We start from the raw sequence: 22,540 nt of genomic DNA, 5'->3' as shown, positions 1-22,540 counted from the left end.
GAAGCGCACATCCAGCCACCTGCGGCAGGCGCCGGGCCGACGCAGGCTTCTCCGTGCGGCCGGACTGTCGTGCGGCGACGGGTTCTACGAGGATCCGCCCTGGCGGGTAAAGTTCGGCTCCCGCCACCCGGTACGCGGCTCCGCCCAGCGGTGGGCGGGCCTGAGCCCCCGCCGTCGGGGATGCGGCAGTGAGTCGCCACGTTTCCGGCGGCGACTACGGGGCGTACGGCGGCAGTTGGGCCGGGCTCACCCGCTCGCCCAGTACCTCGGCCATGAACTGGACCAGCCACCGCTGCGAGGGGCTGCGCGAGGATTCGTGCCGTGCGTAGAGGGCCACCTCGATCGGCTCCGTCTCGAACGGCAGCCGCACCAGGCGCAGGCGGTGGGACGCGGTGAAGACCTCCCCGACGTACTCGGGGACGATGGCGATCAGATCGGTCTGCTCCAGCAGGTAGGGAAGCATCGAGAAGCGGGTGGCGTCCACGGCCACGCGGTCCAGGAGCCCGTGCGCGGCCAGCACCGCCCGCGGCACCACGTGCCCGCTGGGGCCGAAGACCGTCGCATGGTGCTCGGCCGCGAGGTCCGACAGGGTGACCGAGTCGCCCCGGACGCGGGGGTGGTCGGCGGCCACCATGGCGACGTATCGCTCGTGGAAGAGCGGGATCCGCACGGTCCGATGGGAGGTCAGCACCGGGGTGGCCACGAACGCGTCCAGGTCACCACGGCGCAGCTGGCTCTCGGCGTCGTCCACGTCGAGCGGACGGACGCTGAACGACACCCCCGGCGCCCGCTCGCGTGCCGCCGCCAGGAGGCGAGGCAGGAGGGTCGCTTCCCCGAGGTCGGACAGGGCGAGTGTGAAGCGGCCCGACATGGTCGCGGGGTCGAAGTCGTCGGCCTGGCCGATCGCCCCGTCGATGTCCGCCAGGGCGCGCCGCAGCGGCTCGTACAGCCGGCGGGCGCCGGCGGTCGGTGTCAGTCCGCGCCCGGTACGGCGGAACAGCTCGTCGTCGAAGTGCCGGCGGAGCTTCGCCAGGCTGTAGCTGACGGTGGGCTGGGTGAGGTGGAGCGTCTCGGCGGTGGCCGTGACGCTGCCGGTCTCGTAGAGCAGCACGAAGACGCGGGTCAGATTGAGGTCGAAGTTCCTCATATCGAAGGACTCTATATCGCAGCGCCGCAACATCTATTGGTGCCCATGTCCCGCCGGTGCCTAGCGTGTCGCGCGTCACTCCGGAAAGGAACGTCCGTGCCATCCGTGCGTCGTGTCTCCCACCAGTTCTTGGAGCGCCAGGGGCTCACCACCGTCTTCGGCAATCCCGGCTCCAACGAGCTGCCCTTCCTCGCCGATCTTCCGGACAGCTTCCGCTACGTCCTCGGCCTCCACGAGGGTGCTGTGGTCGGCATGGCCGACGGCTATGCCCAGGCAACCGGTCGGCCCGTCCTGGTCAACCTGCACGCCGCCTCCGGATCCGGGAACGCGATGGGCGCGCTGACCAACGCCGTGGCCTCCCGGACCCCGCTCGTGATCGTGGCCGGCCAGCAGGTACGGTCCGCCGTCGGCACGGAGGCCAACCTGGCCAACGTCGACGCCCCGGCGCTGATGAAGCCCCTCGTCGGCTGGGCCGCGGAGCCGGCGTGTGCCCAGGACGTACCGCGTGCCCTCGCGCAGGCCGTGTTCGAGGCGCAGTTGCAGCGGCGACCGACGTACCTCTCCGTCCCCTACGACGACTGGGCGGCCGAGACCGACGACAACGGCCTGGCGGTGCTCGACCGGCAAGTACAGCGTGGCTCCGTGCCCGGCGGGGAGCAGGGCCGTCGGCTCGCCGAGCAGGTCACCTCCGCCGAGCGGCCCGCGCTCGTGCTGGGCGGCGACATCGACTCGGCCGGTCTCTTCGACGACGCCGTCCGCCTGGCCGAGCGCCTGGGCGGTCCGGTGTGGGCGGCCCCGTCGCTCTTCCGGCTGCCCTTCCCCAACCGCCACCCGCTGTTCCGCGGTGTGCTGCCCGCCGGGATCGCGCCCATCTCCCAGGCGTTGGAGGGCCACGATCTTGTGCTCGTGCTCGGAGCGCCGGTGTTCCGCTACCACGAGCACCTCCCCGGCCGGTACCTGCCGGAGGGCACCCGGCTGATCCAGGTGACCGAAGATGCCTCCGCTGCCGCACGGGCGCCGATGGGCGAGGCGCTGGTCGCCGACCCCGGAGCGGTCATCGACCTGCTGACGAAGGTCCTCGACACCCCCGCGGCGCCCGCAGGTGCCTACCGGCCCACGCCCGAGCCGCTCACCGTCGAGGGGCCGCGCCTGCATCCCGAGCAGGTCTTCGCCGCGCTGCGCGACGAGCTGCCCGGGGACACCGCGTACGTGGTCGAGTCGACCTCGACGAACTCCTCGTGGTGGCGCCAGATGGACCTGCGCCGGCCCGGCTCCTACTACTTCCCGGCGGCCGGCGGGCTCGGTTTCGGGCTGCCGGGCGCTGTCGGAGTCGCGATGGGCCGGCCCGACCGGCCGGTCGTCGGCGTGATCGGGGACGGCTCGGCCAACTACGGGATCACCGCCCTGTGGACGGCAGCCCAGCACCGGGTTCCCCTGACCATCGTGCTGCTGCGCAACGGGACGTACGGGGCACTGCGGTGGTTCGGCGGCCTGCTCGGCGTGCCGGACGTCCCCGGACTGGACATTCCGGGTCTGGACTTCACCCGTATCGCCGAGGGCTACGGCGTCCTCTCCCACCACGTCACCGGTGTCGAGGAGCTGCGTGCCGTCCTCTCCGAGCGCCTGGACCATCCCCGGCTCATCCAGGTGGACACGGCGCTCACCACCCCCTCCTGAAGACCACGCCCTCCTGCAGAAAGGGAAACCGATGACACTCCTGGACAACGACGTCTGGGGCAAGAAGTACTTCAGCGACGGCTGGAAGGAGTCCGCCCGCGAGCACCCGGTGGTCGAGCCGGCGACCGGTGATCAGCTCGGCACGGTGGGCCTGGCCACGGCCGAGGACGTCGGCCGCGCCGCCGCCCGCGCCGCCGAGGCCCAACGTGCGTGGGCGGCGACCTCCCCGCAGCAGCGGGCCGCCGTCCTGCGGCGCGCGGGTGAGCTCTTCACCGAGCACGCCGCCGAGATCGAGGACTGGCTGGTGCGCGAGGCCGGCTCCGTGCGGGCCAAGGCCGGCTTCGAGGTACAGCTCGCCGTGGGCGAGTGCTTCGAGTGCGCGGCGCTGCCGACCCACCCGCAGGGCGAGGTGCTCACCTCCGAGGACGCCCGTTGGTCGCTCGCCCGCCGCCGCCCCGCCGGCGTCGTCAGCGTGATCGCACCCTTCAACTTCCCGCTCATCCTCGGCCTGCGCTCGGTGGCGCCCGCGCTCGCCCTCGGCAACGCGGTTCTGCTCAAGCCGGACCCGCGCACCACGGTGAGCGGTGGCGTCGTCATCGCCCGTGTCTTCGAGGAGGCCGGGCTGCCGGCCGGGGTACTTCACCTGCTGCCGGGCAACGGCTCGGTCGGGCAGGCGGTCGTCGAGGCCCCCGAGGTCCGGGTCGTCTCCTTCACCGGCTCCACGCCGGTCGGGCGGGCGATCGGCGAGCAGGCCGGCCGCCTCCTCAAGCGGGCCCACCTCGAGCTGGGCGGGAACAATGCTCTGGTCGTGCTGCCCGGCGCCGACGTCCAGAAGGCGGCCTCCGCCGGCGCGTTCGGCTCCTACCTGCACCAGGGCCAGATCTGCATGACGACCGGCCGCCACATCGTGCACGAGTCGCTGCTGGAGGAGTACACCACCGCGCTCGCCGCGAAGGCCGAGGCGCTGCCGGTCGGTGACCCGGCCCGCGAGGACGTGGCGCTCGGCCCGATCATCGACCGGCGTCAGCTGGAGCGGGTGCACGGCATCGTCACCGAGAGCGTCGCCGCGGGCGCGACCGTCGTCGCGGGCGGCGAGATCGTCGGCGCCGGCTACCGCGCCACCGTACTGACCGGCCTGACGACCGACATGCCCGCATGGCGTGAGGAGATCTTCGGCCCCGTCGCACCCGTCATCGGCTTCTCGACGCTCGAGGAAGCCGCGCGGATCGTCAACGACTGCGAGTACGGGCTGTCCGTCGGCATCCTCGGGGACGTCGGGACAGCAATGAAGCTCGCCGACCGGATCGACTCCGGCAAGGTCCACATCAACGAGCAGACCGTCAGCGACGAGCCCAACGCCCCCTTCGGCGGTGTCAAGGCCTCCGGCACCGGGTCCCGTTTCGGAGGCGCCGCCGCCAACATCGAGGCCTTCACCGAGACCCAGTGGGTCACGGTCCGCCCGGACATCGCCGACTACCCGTTCTGACCCCGCTCTCCCATACCCGCCCCTGGGGGGAATGCCACCATGACAACCGTCACCCCGTCCGACGCCTCAACACAGGCCGGCACCGCCGGACGCAACGCCTGGACGGTCATCCTGTGCTGGATCACCGTCATGCTCGAGGGCTACGACCTCGTGGTCCTCGGCGCCATCATCCCGACCCTGCTCAAGACCCATCATCTCGGCATGACTGCGGGTGACGCGACCACCATCGCGACGCTCTCACTCGTCGGCGTGGCCATCGGTGCGGTCTCCGTCGGCCCGCTGGCCGACCGGCTGGGGCGGCGCCACCTGCTCATCGGGTCGGTGCTGCTGTTCTCGCTCTTCACCCTGCTGGTGCCGCTGGCCGGCTCCGTCGCGATGTTCGCCGTGCTCCGCCTCATCGCCGGCCTGGGTCTCGGTGCCTGCATGCCGGTGTCGCTCACGATGATGGCCGAGCACATGCCGGCCGACCGGCGAGCGCGGGCCAGCACGCTGACGATGACCGGCTACCACACCGGTGCCGTGATCACCTCGCTCCTGGCGCTGCGGGTGACCGACAACTGGCAAATCCTCTTCTACATCCTCGGCATCGCCGGCTTCGTCATCGCCGGCATCCAGTGGTTCCGTCTGCCGGAGTCGGAGGCCTTCGTCCGCGCCAAGCAGACAAGCGGATCCCAGCGTGTTCCGTTCACCGAGCTGCTCAAGCCCGCATACCTCCGCGCGGGCATCGGGGTCTGGGTCGCCTCCTTCATGGGGCTGCTGCTGGTCTACGGTCTCAACACCTGGCTGCCGAAGCTCATGAACGACGCCGGCTACCCCGTCCCCACAGCCGTCACCCAACTCCTCGTGCTCAACATCGGTGGCGTCGTCGGCCTGGTCCTCGGCGGCTTCGTCGCCGACCGGCGGGGCATCAAGGGCACCACGCTCGGCTGGTTCGCGGTCTCGGTGGTGATGCTGGCGTGCCTGAGCATCAAGATGAACAGCGACATCCTGCTCGACGTCGTCGTCTTCCTCACCGGTGTCTTCGTCTTCTCGGCCCAGGTGCTCGTCTACGCCTATGTGACGAACTTCTACCCGGCCTCCGTCCGTGGCACCGCCCTCGGCTCGGCCTCGGGCATAGGCCGGATCGGCTCGATCGTCGGCCCGTCGATCACCGGCGCTTTGGTCGCCGCAGGAATCGGCCACCCCTGGGGCTTCTACTTCTTCTCCGCGGTCGCGGTCCTCGGCTTCCTGGCCGTGCTGACCCTGCCACGCCGGACGGAGAACACACCGGCGGAGGACGTCCAGCCCGTCACCTGATGCCAGGCCCTGGTCACCTTCACCCGCCCACGGCTGGGCCTGCCCGACTTCGCGGACACGGCCCAGCCTGGCGGAAGCGCTCGGGACGTCGGCCACGGGCTCTGCAGTTCCGTTCCGGTGTCCCGAAGTGCAGGATGCTGCTGCAGCCCATCACCGACACGGAGGGTTCCGTCACCTCGCCGCTGAGGGACGGATGTTCTGGTTGAGGCGGAACATGTTCGTGGGGTCGTAGGTGTCCTTGACCCGCACGAGCCGTTCGTGGACGGCGTCCGGGTACGAAGCGTGCACCTTGTCCTCGGCTGCGTCGCCGGTGAAGTTGACGTACATGGTCCCGCGGCCGTGGCGTGCGATCTCCTTGCGGGCTTCGCGGGCCCACTCGACATGGGCGTCGAAGCCGGTCGCTTCGGGAGAGCGCGCGATCACGTTGCACAGCACGCTCGCCTCCCGCTGGCTGAAGGCCGTGGCCTCGGCGGGCACGCGGGCGAAGGCACCGCCCAGTTGGTGCAGGTGCAGTTCGCTGAAGGGCGTGGGTGTCGTCAGGTGCTGCCGCAGCAGCGCGTCGATCGCCGCGTCGGACGGCTCGATGAACGCCGAAGTGAAGTAGTTGTGGGCGCCGGCCGTCCATAGCGGGTCGAGCAGTGACTGCATGCCCATGTACGGCATGGGGCCCATGAGGTCGGCGATCGGTGTCCCCAGCCTGCGCAGCGGACCGACGGCCGCCTCACCGGCCGCGGGAGGGCCCGCGTACATGCCGGCCAGCACCACGACCCGGGTGCCGTGGACCTCCTCGGGCAGGAACGGCAGCGGAGGCGCGGTCGTCAGGTTGACCACTGTCGTCAGCTCGTCGGGCATCTGGGCGGTCAGTTCGCGCCAGCGCGTGATCACCTGCCGGGCCTCCGCGAGGGGGTAGACGATGAGGCCGGCCAGGACCTGCGGCCCCACCGGGTGCAGCTGGTACTCGAGCGACGTGACGACACCGAAGTTGCCGCCGCCGCCCCGCAGGGCCCAGAACAGCTCCGGGTGCTCTCGCTCATCGGCGCGCACCACACGACCGTCGGCGGTGACGACCTCGGCCGCCGTCAGATTGTCGGAGGCCAGGCCGTGGCGGCGCACAAGCCAGCCCACCCCGCCGCCGAGCGTGAAACCGGAGATGCCGGTCGTGGAGATCAGGCCTCCGGTCACGGCCAGGCCGAAGGCCTGCGTCTCATGGTCGAGGTCGCCCCACGTCAGGCCGGCCTGGGCGACCACCCGACGCCGTACGGGATCGACGACAGCGCCGTTCATGGCCGACAGGTCGATGACGATGCCGTCGTCGCAGGTCGAGAAACCGGCGATGCTGTGAGCGCCGCCGCGCACGGCGACGAGCAGATCCTCGCTGCGTGCGAACTCGACGGCGCGGATCACGTCCGCGGTCCCGGTACAGCGCACGATGAGGGCCGGGTGCTTGTCATGGGACGCGTTCCAGACCGTTCGGGCCTGGTCGTAGGAGGCGTCGCCCGGGCGGACAACCGTGCCGCGCAGGCCTGCCTCAAGCTCACCTATGGTGGCGTCCCCCAGGACGCCCTTTGCCGCGTCGATCGACATCGTCGGCTCCTCCGTGTGGGTGGGTGCTCGCTTCGACACTCAGGACCGTAGGCAGTGCCTCTTAGCACTCACTCAGCAGCCGTTTTGCACCTGTGGCGCCGTGCGCCGCAGGACCGCCGGGCCCCGTGTGTCGCCCAGCCCGGCGAAGAGGTCCCCGGCCCGGGCGGCCGACGCCCCGGCGGCGACGCGGTCACCCGCCTGCCGTGCCAGCTGCGACAGCATGAGCGCCACCCATCCGGCGGCGGAGGGCGACCCGGCGACGTGCTCCAGCCGCTGGGCGCGGGTCAGCAGGGTGCGGGCTCCCGCCGGGTCACCCGCGGCCCGGGCCACGAGTCCGAGGTGGAGCAGACTGTTGGTGGTGCCCGGGATGTCGTCGGTCTCCTCGAAGCCCGCCAGGGCGCGGGCGATGGTGGCCCGTGCGCTTTCGGTGTTCCCGTCGCCCAGGTCGAGCAGGCCGAGACAGCCGAGGGTGATGCCCTCCTCCCGGCGGTCGCCGAGCCGGCACCTGATCGCCAGCGCGGCGTCGAGGTATTCCCGGGCCGCGTCGCGGTCGCCCCGGGTCCGGCAGATGTTGCCGAGGGTGTTGAGGGCCAGGGACTCCCCGTGCGGGTCGGCGAGCGCGCGGAAGGTGTCGAGGCTGCGTTCGGCGGCTGCCGTGGCCCCGCCGGTATCGCCCTCCAGGCGGGTCGCCCACGCGAGGTTCGCCAGGACGTATCCGCGTGCCCGGGCCGTGCCGACCGTCCGGCCCGCGAGCACCGTTTCCTCGAAGAACAGCGACACCTGCCCCGCGTCGTCCTCCTCGACCTCGTAACCGGGTGTCATGACCGGCAAGAACGGGCGGGTCACCTCCGCCACCTCGTCGAGCAGCCGCAGACTTTCCGTGCAGGCCTCGCGGGCCGCCGTGCCCTCACCGCGGCAGACGGCCCAGACGCCCTCGAGGTGCGCGGCGGTGGCGAGGACCGAGGGCTCGCCCGCGTCGCGGGCGAGAGCACGGGCTCGGTCAAGAGCCGTGCGGGCGCGGTCCCACGTACCGCGCATCCAGAGCAGGACCGCCTGCTGGTGGTAGGCGTACCCCAGCGCCGCCGGGTCCGACCGCCGCTGCTGGATCCCGACGATCTGCGCACCGATGTCCTCCAGCGGGGATCCATCACCGAGGCGGATCGCGAGCACGCCCTGTCCCATCAACGCCCTCGCACGCTGCGGGGTGGGCTCCGGGGCGGCGGCCAGGGTGTCGTCCAGCCAGCGTCGCCCCTCGGCGAGGCGCCCGCGTTCGGACCAGAACACCCGCAGCGCGACCGCCAGGCGCAGCGCGCTGTCCGGGTCGCTGCGCAACAACGACCGCAGGGCGGCGCGGAGGTTGTCGTAGTCGGCTTCCAGTTCCAGCGACGTCGCCCCGGAGATTCCGGTGAGCGGCTCGCGGTCCCGCGCCTGGGCCAGCGCCAGGTAGAAGCGCTGGTGCCGGGCCTGGGTCGCCGCCAGTTCCCCGGCGGCACGCAGGCGCTCCGCCGCGTACTGACGGATCGTCTCCAGCAGCCGGTAGCGGGCCTCGTCCTGCCCGGGCTCCACCCACACCAGTGATTTGTCGGCCAGTTGGCCGAGGAGGTCCAGCACCGCCGCGGGGGCGACACCGTCGGCGCACACCTCCTCGGCCGCGGTCAGCGAGAAGCCTCCGGCGAAGACGGCGAGCCGACGGAACAGGCGTCGTTCCTCGTCGTCGAGCAGCCGGTGGCTCCACTCCAGGGTCGCCAGCAGCGTCTCCTGCCGGGTCACGCCGTGCCGGCTGCCGCGACCGAGGAGGGCCAGGGTGTCGTCGAGCCGTTCGGCGATCTGGCGCGGGGCCAGGACGCGCACCCGCGCCGCCGCCAACTCCAGGGCCAGGGGCATTCCGTCGAGCCGGAAACAGATCTGTGCGACAGCAGCCGCGTTGCCCGAGCTCAGCCGGAATCCGGGGGCGGCGTCGGCGGCCCGCTCCACGAACAGCCGCACGGAGGCGAAACGACCCAGTTCCTCCACGGACGGCAGCCGGCGCGGGTCCGGCAGACTCAGGGACGGCACCCTGAAGGTGCGTTCCCCGTAGCTGCGCAACGGCTCCCGGCTGGTCGCGAGCACCGCAACGCCGGGGCAGCGGGCCAGCACATCGGAGGCCAGAGCGGCGCACGCGTCGACCAGGTGCTCGCAGTTGTCCAGCACCAGCAGCAGTTCCCGGCCGCCGAGCTGTGCGACCAGCGCGTTCCGCGCCCCGCCGGACGGCGGAAGCCGCAGCCCGAGTACGGCGGCGACCGCGTCCGGTACGAGGTGCGGTTCCGTCAGCGCGGCGAGGTCCACGAACCACACGCCGTCCCGGAAGGCGTCGACCCGCCGCGCCGCCACGGCGAGCGCGAGCCGGGTCTTGCCGCAGCCGCCGGCCCCCGTGAGGGTCAGCAGCCTGCTGCGCCCGAGCAGTTCCTCCACCTCGGCGATCTCGCGTTTCCGGCCGATGAGGCCGGTCGCCTGGGCCGGCAGATTGTGCCGTGGGGCGTCCCGCCGCGGCTCCCGCGCCTCGACCGAGTCGGCCAGCAGCGCGCGGTACAGGCGGCGCGTCTGCGGGTCGGGGTCGGCGCCGGTGTCATGGCGGAGCGCGTCCCGCAGACGCTCATAGGCGGCCAGCGCCTCCCGGCGCCGCCCGGCGTCGGCCAGGGCCCGCATCAGCGCCCGGTGGCCGGGCTCGTGCAGGGGCTCCTGGGCGATCAGGTCTCGCAGCACGTCGATCGCCTCGGCCGTGCGGTGATCGCGCTCGAGTGCCTCGGCCAGCCCCAACCTGAGCGTGGTACGCCGCAGCTCCAGGGCCGCGGCCGCCTCGCGCGCCCATGGCTCGTAGGTGTCCTCGGGCAGCAGCCCGGGCTCGGCCAGGGTGAGCGCGGCTCGGTAGTTCGCCGGGGCGCCGTCGTGCGAGGCCCGCCGGACCGCCTCGTCGAGTTCGTCGACGTCGATCCGCACCTCGCCGTCGGGGCCGAGCAGCACCAGGTCGTCGCGGAGGACGACGACGTCGCCGGGCGCCCCCGTGGAGGCCAGTGCACGCCGCGCGGCGTGCAGCACCTGGTGCAGATTGTTCGACGCGGCCGTCCGGTCGAGGTCCGGCCACAGCAGGTCGTAGAGGCGCTCCCGGTGCATCCGGTGGCCGGGTGTCAGGCACAGCAGCTTCAGCAGGCTCCGCGCCTTGCGCAGCCGCCACGCCCCGGCGGCGACCGGGCGGTCCCCGACCGCCACACCGAAACCGCCGAGGAGCCGGATGCGTACCTCATCGGCCATGGCTGCCCCTCACGAGCAGGCTACCGCCTGACCGGTGCCAGGACCGGCGGGAAGCACCCGCGGGAAGCACCCGCGGGCGCCCGCCGCGGGGTCCTGCTCAGTGGTTCCACTGCGCCGTGAGGGCCCGACTCCCGCCGTGTGTCGGGAGCCGTCCCCCCACAGCCAATGCCTGAAACACCTGGTCAACGACGCCGGAGGGCGGAGGGTGACCGAGCTGGACGGCCCCACTCGCGTGACGACCCCTGCCGTACCCGCCGCCGGAACGTCCTACGACGCGGGGTTCACCACGACCTTGGCGGCGTTGTTCTTGGGCTTGGGGTCGAAGGGGAACGAGGTGCCGCTCTCGGGATGGGCCCTGTCGGGTGCCGTGCAGGTAGACCGCGCGGCGGGCGATCGCCTCCGAGTCGGTCGAGTCCTCGTCCCCGTAGTCGTGGATGAGCCCGACCAGGTCGGTGATGCCGTCGTGGTCGATGTCCCCGGCGGCGACGTCGTCGGTGGCGTAGTCGGAGTCGAGCGACAGATCACCGGAGTGCGCGGCGCCGGTCGTGCGCCCGAACAGCCCGTACAGCAGGCGGTTGGCCGTGGCCAGGTCGAGGTGGCCGTCGCCGTTGAAGTCACCGACGGCGGGCTGCTGGGCGTTGACGCGGTCGCCCTCTTCTCCGGTGGCCACGGTCGAACCCCCGGACAGCCCCTTCGGCCCGCCCCATACGACGGTCAGGGTGCCCGCGCCCCGGACGGAGCCCACGTCCTCTCCCCCGGCGCCGACGACGAGGTCCGCGTACCCGTCGCCGTCCAGGTCTCCGAGGGCGAGGCCGCTGCCGAAGTGGTCGTCGGCCTCGGCGACGCCCGGTATGCCCGCCGTGTCCCGGCTGATGACCTGCCGGTGCGCGGTGTTGAGCCCCTTCGCCGAGCCGTACGCGATCCCCACATACCCGGCACGCGCGTGACCGTCGATCCTGCCCCACGGGGCGGCGACGGCAAGGCCCGCGTACCCGTCGCCGTTGAAGTCGGCGCGCACCCCGACGGTCCGTGCACCGGCCGCATGCGCGGCCACCGGGCCGACGACGGTCCCGATGACGGCCGTGGCCACCGCGAGCCCGAGACGACGACGGAATCCACGCGTGCTCACGGGGGCACCAACTCCTGTCTGCATGAGGGCAGTCGACGCACGGAGGGCCCAAGATCCTCACGTTGCCGCCCAGTACGACTCACCGCACGGTGAGGGGGTTGCCCTGAAGGGGGCGCGAATTTCCCAGGCGTTGACCAATGTTCCCGTGCTTCTCGCGGCAGCCCCTCGAGGCGCCCTTGCAGGACATTTCGGCCGGAGACCTTCTTCCACGTGCTGCAGGCCGTTCTCGTCTTCGAGGGCGTGCCGAGTCGGCCCCAGAGGCTGGAACGCCGCAACCTGCGTCTGACCCGGCAGGTCCCGGCCTCGCCCGCGCGCCGAGCCCGCTGGCCGAGCCCGCTGGCCGCCAGCCGGTACCAGGCGTCTGCTGGTGGCATGGGAATGACGGCTGCGCAATGCGGTGACGGACAACGACGCGAACGGGCGATGCAAGGCGATCGCCGCGGGCCGGAACGGCACCGCGCCCAGGAAACGACGAGGCAGACATCACGGCCTGGTGGTTGAGGCCTCCCCTGCACCAGGATGAGCGGATGATCGATCGCGATGCCCGGTCCGCCCTGCGTCCAGTCCGGGGAGCGGCCCGCATGACGGTTGCCGCCTTCCTCCTCGCCGGTGCCGCCTGGGTGGCCCGGGCCGTGTGGCACATGCAACTCGCCGCGGCGGGCCGGCCGGATCCTGGGTCACCAGGCCAAGGAGAGGGCCGGCACCGCCCGCTGACGGCACTGGAGAACGCCTACCACGTCGTCAGTTCCCTGGGGGATGCCACCACGGCCCTTTGCGCGATCACGTTCCTGGCGTGGCTGTGGCGCGTCCGGGACAACGCGTACGTCCTGTCGAAGCAGCGGCCGCGGTACGCCCGGCCGTGGTCTACGCCGGCTGGATCGTGCCGATCGTGAACCTCTGGGTGCCCCGCGGCATCGTCGCGGACATCCACCAGGCGAGCGCACCGGAACAGCGGCTGCCGCGCGCGGTGAACCGGTGGTGGGGCCTGTGGCTGGCCGGGCTGCTCAGCGGAGCCGGACTGATGTACGCCGACTCCACGGACGCCGTTATCGCGCGCGCCTACACGGACGTGCCGCCGTTGCTGGCCGCTGACGCGGCCAACTTCGGTGCTGTCGTTGCTGCCATGCTCGTGGTCCGTGCCCTCACCGCAGTGCAGCAGGAACACATCGACGAGCCCCTGCGGCAGCACGGCGCCGGCCCGGTGTCCCAACCTGCCAAGTCGCCGTCCTGAGCCGTCGCCTGACACCGGACGACACCGGACTCTTCCCGGCCTTCATACGGGCGCGAACGCAGGCGCCAGGCTTGGAGGACGGCAAGCAGGCCATCTTGAAGCAGTGTCAGGCCGGCCCTCCAGCGACGCGTCCGCGGAACCGGTCCAAGCCGCCACAGTTGAGGCTCTTTGGGAATCAGGGGCCCGTCGGCCTCGGGGGCTGTGCCGTCGGCTGCGGCGGAGGGGGCTGGACCCTCAGCACGATCGCCTGGCGGCTGAAGCTGGGACCGCCAGACCGTGGGCCGCTTCCGCAGCACCGACCTCGACCAGGCCCCAGCTGGAGTTTTCGCCCACACCGGCCAGCGCCTGCTCGCCCTGGCAGCCGCCATCTGGCACAACTGGACCACCGAAGCACCAGTCCTGACAGCCGTCACACAATCCCGTTGCGCCGGCGACGGATGACCTGGTGGGCGAACGTCCACCGCCCACCAGGCTCATGAGCTACAAAGACGTCCGCAGAGTCACCGACTGAGACGCGAAGCCGTTGCGCTCATAGAACCGGATGGCCTCGGCATTGCTTGAGTATGCCGTCACCTCTGCTGCTCCAGCCCCTGCCTCCTTCGCCCAGCCGAAGAACTCTGCGATCAGACGCCCTCCGATCCGGCTTCGGCGATGTGCTGGCTGCACATACATGCTCACCAGCGTCGCGACCTTCACCGGCTTCATCTCAGACGCCTCTACCAGCGCACCCACAAGATGCCCCACCACCTCGCCGTTACGGTCAGCAACGAGCAAGAGCCGGTTCGGATCACCTATACCAGCGGCGAAACGTTGGGGCCCGTGCTCACGAGGCCAATCGATGTCAATGCTTGGATCCCGAGTCCCGGCGTCCTCGGCAACGCGCTACTGCACGCCACGAGCCCGTCAACGTCCGCGTGCTCAGCCCGGCGGACAACCACTGCCAATCGTTGATCACTCATGGGTCGCGACGCTATCGGCAGGCACTGACATCCCGCCCCAAGTGCCAGGCACACGGTTGCCGCCTTCACCGTGCTCCGGCGTGGACGCCGGCGTATCACGCGCCGGACGGCCGGCCGTTCTTGTCCGTCGGCGTCGTACATGCCGACGACACGAACCTCCACTACCCGCACGACGCATCGATGTTCAACAAGCGGTACGGGGGGACACGTATCCTCGGCGACCACTACGGCACTCGCGAGCCGGTGTCCCGGACACAGTCCTGCCGCCGACTTCGGCAACTGGTGTCCCACGTGCGGAGCATCCCGAAGCGAGTACTCCATACCGCGCCCAGCCTCACGAACGCCCGAGGGTCGCCCGTCAGTTGCGCGCCTGGGCCATCGCGTCCGGAACCTGACGCCCTGCCCGGGGCCGCTAGATGGGTTCCGTCCGCCCGTCATGCCGTCGTTGTGTCACCGGCCTGTCGCCGAATCCCCGCAGAATCGTCCGTGATCGGTAACGGACGGATCCGGTGGCGGCCTGCCTCCGTCCTGACGGGTGCACGGCATCTACGGAGACGGCAAGGAACGGGGCGGACATGGTGCGGCGTGGCGGACGGGGATGGTACGGCCGGGTGCTCGCGGCGGCGGTCGGGGTAACGGCGGTGGCCGCGGCCACCTCGGTGTGGACCGCGCAGGCCGATCCCGTCGAGGGGCGGCACGCACGAGCGGGCGTCTCGGCGCACCCCTCCGCGCCGGATGCCCGGTCGCAGGGCCCCGGAGGGGCGGCAGTGTCGGTGGACATCGCCCATGCCTCGGACCGTGGCGCCCGGGGCGTCAACATCACCATCGACGACGGACCGGACCCGGTCTGGACGCCGCGGGTGCTGCAGGTGCTGCGGGAGAACGGCGTGAAGGCCACGTTCTGCATGGTGGGCACGCAGGCCCGGGCGCACCCGGACCTGGTCAAGGCGGTGGTGGCGGCCGGGCACCGGTTGTGTGACCACACGGTGTCGCACGACACCACCATGGACACCAAGTCCGAGGCCTACCAGTCACAACAGATTCTGGACGCCGAGCGCATGATCACTGAGGCGTCCGGGGGCGTCCGGCCGCTGTACTACCGGGCCCCGGGCGGTGCCTTCACCCCGTACAGCCGCCGGCTCGCCGCGTCCCGGGGTATGCGGCCGCTGGGCTGGAACGTCGACTCCAGGGACTTCGAGCGTCCCGGCACCAACGCCATGGTCGCCACCGTCAAGAATGAGATCTCCAACGGCCCGACCGTCCTCTTCCACGATGCGGGCGGGGACCGTTCCCAGACCGTGGCCGCCCTGCGCGAGATCCTGCCGTGGCTGAAGCAGCAGGGATACTCCTTCGGCTTCCCGGTGCGCTGAGCGCGCCTCATCCGGGTGTGACCGTTGCCGCCGGGACGTCGGTGGTCGGGTCTCCGCGAGACCGCCGCCGAGCGCCTCCGACCCCGCCACCTCCGCGAGCATTAAGTCCGGTTTGCGGCGGGGGCGGCCGATCATGCCGCGGCGCAGGCCCCGACCCATTCGGTTTGGGGCGGCTCGATCAAAATTCTCCGTTCACTTCGCGAATTCCGCCTACGACTCCTGTCGCCAGAGTCTCCAGAAGAAGCGTCACGGCATTCTCGGCAAGCGCGGCCGCGTTCGCGTGTACCGACTCCCCGGAGAGGATGTCGCCCTCTTCGAAAGTGACTTCCCAGGAGCGAGGCGACGGCCATTTCTGGGACTCTGCCGAGAAGCGCACGGTAATTGGCCAGGCCTGGCTGTCACCTTGGGCTTCGACGATGTCCACCGGCCCCGCTTGCGGTGACAGAACCAACTTTCCTCGAAGATCCTCCGCGATTAGCTGAGCTGTCTCGAACGGAGGGAAAAATTGCTCGGTCATGGCATGAATGTACTGCCAGTGGCTTGGGGAATTCATCAGAACCGCTCCACCGTGGAGAACTCGATGGCCCATGACGACGGCGGCAACGCCATACGCACCACTCGGTCGGACGGTTGTTCGGCATCACGGAACAGACCGCCATGCGGTACGTCGCCGCCGCTCAGCCCGAGCACACCGCGAAGCCACCCCAGTGGCAGCGTCGGAGCGTTCAGTCGGTGGGTGCCATGGGGTGCCGGTCGGCAGCCCAGGAGGCAAGGATGCGCAGCCCGTCGTGGGTGGGGGTGCCGACTTCGGCGGTCCAGATGACGAGTTGCTGGTCGGGGTCGGTGCTGGCGGTGAGCGTGTCCCAGTCCAAAGAGAGTTCACCGGCGACGGGGTGCCTGAGGATTTTGGTGCCGACGCTGAGGGTGGCGACGTGGTGGGCGGCCCACCACTTGCGGAAGTGGGGGTCCTGCACGGACAGCTCTCCGACGAGCGCGGTCAGGCGGGGGTCGTCGGGGTACTTCGCGGCCTCCATGCGCAGCTGGGCGACGCAGGTGCGGGCCACGGTCTCCCAGTCGGCGTACAGAGTGCGCATGGCCGGGTCCGTGAAGAGAATGCGAACGTAATTCCGGTGCTTTTCCGGAATCTGACCGAAGTCGGTGATGAGCGCTGACGCGAGGGAATTCCAGGCGATGACGTCCATGCGGCGGCCCATGACAATGGCCGGAGTGGCGGTGAGGTCGTCCAACAGGCGCCGCAATTGCGGTTGGACTTTCTGCCGTGCCCGGCGCCGCGGGCGTGCGGTTTCTTTTCCGGCGAGACTGAAGAGGTAGTTGCGCTGGTCGTCGTCGAGGTGCAGGGCCTGGGCGAGGGCATCGAGGACGGGCGCGGAGGCCTGAATGCGGCCCTGCTCCAGGCGGGTGTAGTAGTCGGTGGAGATGGCCGCGAGCTGGGCGACCTCTTCCCGGCGCAGCCCGGCGACCCGGCGTGGGCCTGCGGTGTCGGGCAGGCCCACGGTGCGGGGGCTGAGCTCGGCCCGGCGGACTTTGAGGAACTCTCCCAGCTCGTTGAGGTGTGCGTCGGGGCTCATGTCTCCCAGTGTGGCACCGGCCGTCGACCCCCTTGGGGGGAGAGTCCTCTCCCAGGATGTTTTCCTCCCAGGAGAGGACTCTCCCCTTTGCGGGCCCGCGTACGGGTGCAAGCCTGGAACCCGTGGCACCGGAAGAAGCCCTGCGGATTTCGACCCGCATAGCTTTTCCGGCCCGATGAAGCAGGAGAGGGATGATGTCGTGTCGCAAAAGGAATCTGCGGCGCAGAAGGCGCTCGGTGATCTCGCGCCGAAGATGGTGGAGCTCACCGACAGCGTGCTGTTCGGGGATGTGTGGGAGCGCCCGGAGCTTTCGCCGCGGGACCGCAGTCTGATCACCGTGACCACACTGGCGGCGCTGTACCGGACAGACCAGCTCGACTTCCACCTGCGGCTCGCGATGGACAACGGGCTGAGCCGTGAGGAGCTGGTCGAGGCGCTCACCCACCTGGCGTTCTACGCCGGCTGGCCCAATGCCATGAGCGCACTCGGCCGGCTCAAGGACATCGTCGGCGGCACGGACACCCCTGGGACCTGACACCCGCCCTCGGCACCGGCGGTCGCAGAACCCCGAAGAAGAAGGACACTGGACACCGATGGAGTTTGTGAAGCCTCAGCCCACCACGAAGGCCCCGGACGACTGGTTCACCGGGGACGTGTGGTTCGACGTCATCCACGCCGGCCGGGAGCCCTCCCGGATGCGCGCCAACATGGTCCGTTTCTCCCCGGGCGCCCGCACCGCGTGGCACCACCACGCCGTCGGACAGACCCTGCACGTCGTCGAGGGCATCGCCCTGATCGGCACCCGCGACGGCACCGTCTTCGAGGCCCACCCCGGTGAGACGGTCACCTGCCCGCCCGGCGAGGAGCACTGGCACGGCGCCACCCCGGACCGGTTCATGCAGCACCTGGCGATGTGGGAGGGGCCGGGCGACGACCGGCCGGAGACGACGTGGCTGGAGAAGGTCACCGACGAGCAGTACAACGCCCCCCGTACCCGCAGCGGTTACTGACCCTGGCCGCCCGGCGGGCCCGTCCGGTCGACCGGACACGCGCCACCCGCACGTGAAGGAGTGCGTGTGCGCATGACGATGACCGCCCTGTTCGGCGGCACCGGACACGACGGCGGGCCACGGGAGGTTCCTGTGCCCCAGGCCGGTTCCGGCCAGCTGCTGGTAGGTGCCCGGGCCGTCGCCCTCAGCCGTGATTGCCGCAGCCGACGAGCAACTGCTGCCCGCGGTCGCTGACGGCCGGGCGCGGTCCCCGATCTGCATCAGCCTCGCCTTTGGCACCGGGGCCGTGGCGGCCGAACGACTGCGCTCGCGCGGGGCCCACGGAAAGTTCGTCCTGCTCGTGCCATGACCAGGCGCAATTCTCCGCCATGCGAGCCGGAACGCGCCCTCACGGCGGCACTCCCGGATCCCGGCCCGCCGGCCCGCGGCGGCGCGGCACCACGCGGCCGCCGGGCGCCCGCCTCACCGCAGCGCCCCTTCGAGTTCACCCTCATCCATCACGTAGAAAGTGAGATGTCCCCATGCGGGCAACGTTCATGTACGAGGCCGGTGACGTGCGCGTCCAGGACGCGCCGGACCCGGTCATCGAGCAGCCCACCGACGCGGTCGTGAGGATCGTGCGCTCCTGCATCTGCGGCAGCGATCTGCACCCCTACCACTCCCTGGCCGCCTCCGACGGCCCCGCGCCCATGGGCCATGAGTTCCTCGGAATCGTCGAGGAGATCGGCTCGGACGTATCCGGCCTGCGGCGCGGCGACTTCGTCGTCTCGCCGTTCGCCTTCGCCGACAACACCTGCGAGTTCTGCCGCGAGGGCCTGCACACCTCCTGCCCGAAGGGCGGCTGGTACGGGGCCGGCGGCGTCGGCGGCGCCCAGGCCGAAGCTGTCCGTGTCCCGCAGGCCCAGGGCACCCTGGTCAAGCTCCCGGTCGGCGAGGACTCGGCCCTCCTGCCGTCGCTGCTGACGCTCTCCGACGTGTACGGCACCGGCTACCACGCCGCCAGGCAGGCCCGGATCCGGCCGGGCGACACGGTCACCGTCATCGGCGACGGCGCCGTGGGCCTGCTCGCGGTCCTGTCGGCCAAGCAGCTCGGCGCGGAGCGGATCATCCTCATGGGGCGGCACAAGGACCGCACCGACCTCGGCCGCGACTTCGGCGCCACCGACGTCGTCGCCGAACGCGGTGAGGAGGGCATCGCCAAGGTCCGCGAGCTGACCGGCGGCCACGGCACCCGAGCCGTGCTGGAGGCCGTGGGCCACATGCCCGCCTACGAGATGGCCGTCGGTGCCGTCCGGCCTGGCGGTGTGATCAGCCGGGTCGGCGTCCCGCAGTACGAGGAGGCACCGGTGGGCTTCGGCAGCCTGTTCGGCCCCAACATCACTCTGACCGGCGGCCCGGCACCGGTGCGCGCCTACATCGACGAGCTGCTGCCCGCCGTTCTGGACGGGACGGTCGAGCCCGGACGTGTCTTTGACCGCACCGTGTCCCTGGAGGAGGTGCCCGATGGCTACCGGGCCATGGACCGGCGTGAGGCGCTGAAGGTTCTCGTCACTCCGTAGCGACGAGCCCCCGATGGACAGACGCTCGGATGTCTGCCGGGGGCTGGTCAGTGGTGCCGTTGTCGCGGCTTCGCCGCCTGGTCGGTGGCGGTCATGTCCAGCAGCACCAGCGCGTCGTGCTCGGGGGTGCCCGGTTCGGCGAGACAGGTGATCAGCCGCTGCCCGTCGGTGCCCTCCAGGGCCATGGACTGGTAGCCGAGGACGAGGTCGCCGACCTCCGGGTGGTGGAAGGTCTTGGTGCCGTGGCCTTCACGTCGTACCGTTCCCAGAGCTTGGCGAAGTCCGGGCTCTTGAGCAGCAGTTCCCCCACCAGCTGGGTGAGGTCGGGTGCGTCGGGGTCGGTGCCGGCCAGGCGCGCAGCCGGGCCACGTAGCCGCGAATCTGGTTGTCCCAGTCCGCGAACACCTCCCGCGCCTGGGGGTGGAGGAAGAGGTAGCGGGCGACGTTGCGCTGCTTCGCCGGCCAGGAGTCGATCCCGGCGGCACCCTCGCCATCGTCGGCGCCCCGAGTTCCGCCTCAAGCGCGCCTCGCTGACCCTCAACCAACGTGCCTTCGCCGGCTCCCTGATCGCCGGGCTGCCCGGCACCCAGGAGATGCTCGACTTCTGCGCCGAGCACGGCATCGGCACCACGATCGAGACCGTATCGGCCGACCAGATCAACGACGCCTACGAACGCGTCCTGGCCTCCGACGTCCGCTACCGCTTCGTCATCGACAACTCCACCCTCGTCTGACGGACTCCGCGCCCGCCCCCGCCCACCCGAAGACATCAATCGGCGCCCCGTGCGAGCACCCATGGGAAGCCGTGTACGAGCAGCACCAGTGGCCCTGCGCCCTGCTCCACCAGGTGGATCCGGCCCGCCGGGGAAGAGACCAGCCGGTGGGTGAAGTCCGTGGCTTGCTGCGGCATGAATCCTCCCGGGCTGCTGATCTGCTCGCGCCGGGCCGAGGCGGGCCTGGCGTGCAACGGCTCCCTCCCGATCATGTGGCGCAGGCGGTGGACGCAGCCAATCTTGTTGCCGTTTCAGCAAATCCGCTCCGGCGGCACGTCTCACGCGCTCCGACGCTCCTCAGCCGAGCCCTTGGATGCGCGGCTGGACAGCAGACGCACCCGATGGGTGCAGGCACGGTGAATTACGGGGCGACGAGTCGCCGTTTTGCGTGCACGGTGAAATCTGGGTACCCGTGAAAAAAGCACTACCTGCAACAGGAGGCGGTCATGATCGTCCTCGGCGTCATCCTGCTCGTCGTCGGCTTCCTCACCGGCATATCAATCCTGTGGACCATTGGCGTCATCCTTGTCGTGGTCGGCGCCATTCTGTGGATCCTGGGCTCCATGGGGCATGCGGTTGCCGGCCGTCGGCATTACTGGTGATCCATCCGGCAACGTCTCCGTCAGGCGTCCCTGAGAATCCGGGAGACGTAACGATCGGATAGGCCACGACCCCTCCGCATCCGGGTCCGACCAGGGGCTGACCGCACACCTCTCAGCGCGACAACGATGACATCCGCCCCGGCCACCGCTGACTGCGGAGCCGGGCCGACCGGAGGGACAGGGCGCTCTCAGCCCTGGCGGGCCTTGAAGCGGGGGTTCTTCTTGTTGACGACGAAGACCGCACCCCGTCGGCGTACCACCTGGGCGCCGGGTTTGGACTTCAGCGAGCGCAGCGACTTGCGTACCTTCATGCGCGTGTTCTCCTCCTGATCAGGGAAGACGACCGTTCGGGAAACGGGGTGAATGACAGGCCTCGAGGCTCGGTGTCACCGCTCCTCACGGAAGAGGACGTGCTCCCCTGCCACCGGGTCGTACTTGCGCAGGACGAGCCGGTCGGGGTCGTTCAGACGGTTCTTGCGCGTCACATAGGTGACGCCGGTCCCGGCCGTCGACTTCAGCCTGACGACGGGACGCGCGGTGCTGCGTGCCATGAGGTTCTCCACTCCTTCTGCCCATGACCGGGTCGTTGACCCAGCCATGCCAATCACATGACCTGTAACGAGGCCCTTCATCCCGAAATTCCCGACCCCACCGCCCGAAGAGGTATGGGCTGCAAACGATCAGCCTCGGTGACAGCGACTTGGTGCGCCACATGGCAATATGCCAGAAAGTCATTCGACGATTACGTATCGTCATGCATGAGTGCCTGCATGGACAGGATTGTCCATCCCCCGCTCCGATGGCCGGCGTCACAGACCCAGGGAGATCGCCAGTCGGGTGAGTTCGGCCGTGCTGTTGATGTTGAGCTTGGCCCGGATGCGGCGGAGATAGGCGTCGACCGTGTGCATGGAGAGCCCCATGTGGCGAGCCGTTTGCAGGTAGGTGCGCCCTGCGGCGATATGGCGCAGCGTCTCCCGCTCACGCGGGGCCAGCGCAGGCGCGGGGGCCTCGGTGTACGGCGTGGTGAAGGTGAGGCTCATGGGATTCCCTCCGACGGATCGGCCCGGTCATCACTGCTCACACCCTCGGAAGCAGGGGACATACGCCTGAGTACTGATTGCGGCGTTTTGTCCTCTTTGAGAAATATCCTGCCTGGGCAACTTCACGTCGGTGTCCGCCGACTGTCACAGGCCTGTCACAGGGCACGGTCCACCAGGAGAGCCGTATGGCCCTTTAGACGCCCTACGGCACCCTTTCCTGCCCCCGTCGCCGCCGGCAGATGTACACCGCCCCGCCGACGGGGGCGGGAACGCCCCCGTCGGCGGGGCGGGCCGGGCCTGCTTGTGCACCGCCCGTCGTCCTGCAGGGCTGGGGTGCCGTGGGCGTCACCCTCACCGACGTGGGGCCGGAGTCGGTCAGGATCGGAGAAGCAGGGGCGGCAGGGCGCCCGTTGCGTAGAGCACACGGGTCGCACCGGCGGCCGGATGACCCCAGAAACCACTGAATCAACTGACTTGACGAGCAGGAGGCAGCGGGATGCTGTGCATCAACACCTACGCTCCCGAGTACGTCGAGGCCGCTCGGCGGCGGATCGACGAGCAGGTCGCGGCCTACCGCGCGGTGGCGGCCGCGGCGACGGGCCTGACGGGTCGCCTGCTCAGCGCGTCCCTGACGGGCAACGACGGCCGGCTGCTCGCCGACCAGCAGATCCGGCTCAAGCCGGAGACATCCGTCCTCGGCTACGCGGTCGGCGACGAGATCCGTGTCCTCGAGCAGTACTTCCAGCGGCTGGCCAAGGCGTTCTTCGCGGGCATCGAGGCGAAGTTCGTCTGACGCGCGT

The 22,540-nt window shown here is 70.5% G+C and carries 19 protein-coding genes and 4 pseudogenes; 11 read left to right on the top strand and 12 right to left on the bottom strand.

What is annotated here, in order from left to right; genetic code table 11:
• Window positions 1-214: 214 nt before the first annotated feature.
• Window positions 215-1,147, bottom strand: coding sequence for a LysR family transcriptional regulator (locus tag ABZV31_RS29150; protein ID WP_355899640.1), 933 nt, complete (start codon window positions 1,145-1,147; stop codon window positions 215-217).
• A 96-nt stretch (window positions 1,148-1,243) separates the two neighbouring features.
• Here ABZV31_RS29150 and mdlC point away from each other — a divergent pair, with 96 nt between their 5' ends.
• Genes mdlC through ABZV31_RS29135 form a run of 3 tightly spaced genes read left to right on the top strand, consistent with a single transcriptional unit; the run spans window position 1,244 to window position 5,606 of the window.
• Entirely contained in the window at window positions 1,244-2,824 is a 1,581-nt protein-coding gene (gene mdlC, locus ABZV31_RS29145; protein ID WP_355899639.1) for a benzoylformate decarboxylase, read from the top strand.
• Window positions 2,825-2,855: 31 nt separating this feature from the next.
• Window positions 2,856-4,310, top strand: a complete 1,455-nt coding sequence (locus ABZV31_RS29140; RefSeq protein WP_355899637.1) for a benzaldehyde dehydrogenase — start codon at window positions 2,856-2,858, stop codon at window positions 4,308-4,310.
• A gap of 39 nt (window positions 4,311-4,349) precedes the next feature.
• Window positions 4,350-5,606 (top strand): aromatic acid/H+ symport family MFS transporter, encoded by a 1,257-nt coding sequence (locus ABZV31_RS29135; protein ID WP_355899635.1) that lies wholly within the window; start codon window positions 4,350-4,352, stop codon window positions 5,604-5,606.
• Between the two features lie 171 nt (window positions 5,607-5,777).
• On the opposite strand, the gene ABZV31_RS29130 is transcribed toward ABZV31_RS29135, so the two are convergent.
• The 3 genes from ABZV31_RS29130 to ABZV31_RS29120 form a co-directional block, all read right to left on the bottom strand.
• Window positions 5,778-7,190 (bottom strand): FAD-binding oxidoreductase, encoded by a 1,413-nt coding sequence (locus tag ABZV31_RS29130; RefSeq protein ID WP_355899633.1) that lies wholly within the window; start codon window positions 7,188-7,190, stop codon window positions 5,778-5,780.
• A gap of 72 nt (window positions 7,191-7,262) precedes the next feature.
• Window positions 7,263-10,478 carry a BTAD domain-containing putative transcriptional regulator gene (locus ABZV31_RS29125; protein ID WP_355899632.1) on the bottom strand — a complete coding sequence of 1,072 codons (3,216 nt, stop codon included), beginning with the start codon at window positions 10,476-10,478 and terminating at the stop codon, window positions 7,263-7,265.
• 97 nt (window positions 10,479-10,575) lie between these two features.
• Window positions 10,576-11,607: a VCBS repeat-containing protein gene (locus ABZV31_RS29120; RefSeq protein ID WP_355899630.1), complete on the bottom strand. Its 1,032-nt coding sequence runs from the start codon at window positions 11,605-11,607 to the stop codon at window positions 10,576-10,578.
• Window positions 11,608-12,134: 527 nt separating this feature from the next.
• Between ABZV31_RS29120 and ABZV31_RS29115 the strand changes: the two are divergent.
• Window positions 12,135-12,838 (top strand): annotated as a pseudogene (locus ABZV31_RS29115) (DUF4328 domain-containing protein).
• 480 nt (window positions 12,839-13,318) lie between these two features.
• Here the strand turns inward: ABZV31_RS29115 and ABZV31_RS29110 are convergent.
• Window positions 13,319-13,633, bottom strand: a complete 315-nt coding sequence (locus ABZV31_RS29110; protein WP_355899680.1) for a GNAT family N-acetyltransferase — start codon at window positions 13,631-13,633, stop codon at window positions 13,319-13,321.
• Window positions 13,634-14,372: 739 nt separating this feature from the next.
• Between ABZV31_RS29110 and ABZV31_RS29105 the strand changes: the two genes are divergently transcribed.
• Window positions 14,373-15,167, top strand: coding sequence for a polysaccharide deacetylase family protein (locus tag ABZV31_RS29105; RefSeq protein ID WP_355899628.1), 795 nt, complete (start codon window positions 14,373-14,375; stop codon window positions 15,165-15,167).
• Between the two features lie 178 nt (window positions 15,168-15,345).
• Here the strand turns inward: ABZV31_RS29105 and ABZV31_RS29100 are convergent, their stop codons facing one another.
• Complete coding sequence (locus ABZV31_RS29100; protein WP_355899626.1) at window positions 15,346-15,684, bottom strand: hypothetical protein; 339 nt, start codon at window positions 15,682-15,684, stop codon at window positions 15,346-15,348.
• A gap of 208 nt (window positions 15,685-15,892) precedes the next feature.
• Entirely contained in the window at window positions 15,893-16,756 is an 864-nt protein-coding gene (locus tag ABZV31_RS29095; protein ID WP_355899624.1) for a helix-turn-helix transcriptional regulator, read from the bottom strand.
• Between the two features lie 175 nt (window positions 16,757-16,931).
• Here ABZV31_RS29095 and ABZV31_RS29090 point away from each other — a divergent pair, with 175 nt between their 5' ends.
• From ABZV31_RS29090 to ABZV31_RS29080, 3 genes are all read left to right on the top strand, one after another.
• Window positions 16,932-17,291, top strand: a complete 360-nt coding sequence (locus tag ABZV31_RS29090; RefSeq protein WP_355899622.1) for a carboxymuconolactone decarboxylase family protein — start codon at window positions 16,932-16,934, stop codon at window positions 17,289-17,291.
• Between the two features lie 58 nt (window positions 17,292-17,349).
• The gene (locus ABZV31_RS29085) at window positions 17,350-17,766 is read left to right on the top strand and encodes a cupin domain-containing protein (RefSeq protein WP_355899620.1); all 417 of its coding nucleotides are present in this window, start codon (window positions 17,350-17,352) and stop codon (window positions 17,764-17,766) included.
• A 521-nt stretch (window positions 17,767-18,287) separates the two neighbouring features.
• The gene (locus ABZV31_RS29080; RefSeq protein ID WP_355899618.1) at window positions 18,288-19,325 is read left to right on the top strand and encodes an alcohol dehydrogenase catalytic domain-containing protein; all 1,038 of its coding nucleotides are present in this window, start codon (window positions 18,288-18,290) and stop codon (window positions 19,323-19,325) included.
• A 47-nt stretch (window positions 19,326-19,372) separates the two neighbouring features.
• On the opposite strand, the pseudogene ABZV31_RS29075 reads toward ABZV31_RS29080, so the two are convergent.
• A pseudogene (locus tag ABZV31_RS29075) lies at window positions 19,373-19,799 on the bottom strand (hypothetical protein).
• Between the two features lie 68 nt (window positions 19,800-19,867).
• On the opposite strand from ABZV31_RS29075, the pseudogene ABZV31_RS29070 reads away from it, so the two are divergent.
• Window positions 19,868-20,059: pseudogene (locus ABZV31_RS29070) on the top strand (alcohol dehydrogenase); the annotation flags it as partial.
• A gap of 62 nt (window positions 20,060-20,121) precedes the next feature.
• On the opposite strand, the pseudogene ABZV31_RS29065 reads toward ABZV31_RS29070, so the two are convergent.
• Window positions 20,122-20,235, bottom strand: a pseudogene (locus ABZV31_RS29065) (alpha/beta hydrolase); the annotation flags it as partial.
• A gap of 309 nt (window positions 20,236-20,544) precedes the next feature.
• Between ABZV31_RS29065 and ABZV31_RS29060 the strand changes: the two are divergent.
• Window positions 20,545-20,700 carry a DUF6131 family protein gene (locus tag ABZV31_RS29060; RefSeq protein ID WP_355899616.1) on the top strand — a complete coding sequence of 52 codons (156 nt, stop codon included), beginning with the start codon at window positions 20,545-20,547 and terminating at the stop codon, window positions 20,698-20,700.
• Window positions 20,701-20,888: 188 nt separating this feature from the next.
• Here the strand turns inward: ABZV31_RS29060 and ykgO are convergent, their stop codons facing one another.
• From ykgO to ABZV31_RS29045, 3 genes are all read right to left on the bottom strand, one after another.
• A complete protein-coding gene (gene ykgO / locus ABZV31_RS29055) occupies window positions 20,889-21,011 on the bottom strand; it encodes a type B 50S ribosomal protein L36 (protein ID WP_355899614.1) in 123 nt (40 codons plus the stop codon).
• Between the two features lie 75 nt (window positions 21,012-21,086).
• Window positions 21,087-21,251: a 50S ribosomal protein L33 gene (gene rpmG / locus ABZV31_RS29050; RefSeq protein WP_351308460.1), complete on the bottom strand. Its 165-nt coding sequence runs from the start codon at window positions 21,249-21,251 to the stop codon at window positions 21,087-21,089.
• A gap of 258 nt (window positions 21,252-21,509) precedes the next feature.
• Window positions 21,510-21,740, bottom strand: coding sequence for a helix-turn-helix transcriptional regulator (locus ABZV31_RS29045; RefSeq protein ID WP_355899612.1), 231 nt, complete (start codon window positions 21,738-21,740; stop codon window positions 21,510-21,512).
• Window positions 21,741-22,236: 496 nt separating this feature from the next.
• Between ABZV31_RS29045 and ABZV31_RS29040 the strand changes: the two genes are divergently transcribed.
• Entirely contained in the window at window positions 22,237-22,533 is a 297-nt protein-coding gene (locus ABZV31_RS29040; RefSeq protein ID WP_355899611.1) for a hypothetical protein, read from the top strand.
• The last annotated feature ends 7 nt before the right edge of the window (window positions 22,534-22,540 follow it).

Origin of the sequence: Streptomyces sp. NPDC005202 (genome assembly GCF_040608235.1) — a bacterium.
Classification (GTDB): domain Bacteria; phylum Actinomycetota; class Actinomycetes; order Streptomycetales; family Streptomycetaceae; genus Streptomyces.
Note: the sequence above shows the minus strand (reverse complement) of the source record. Positions and strands in the feature narration are given on the sequence as shown.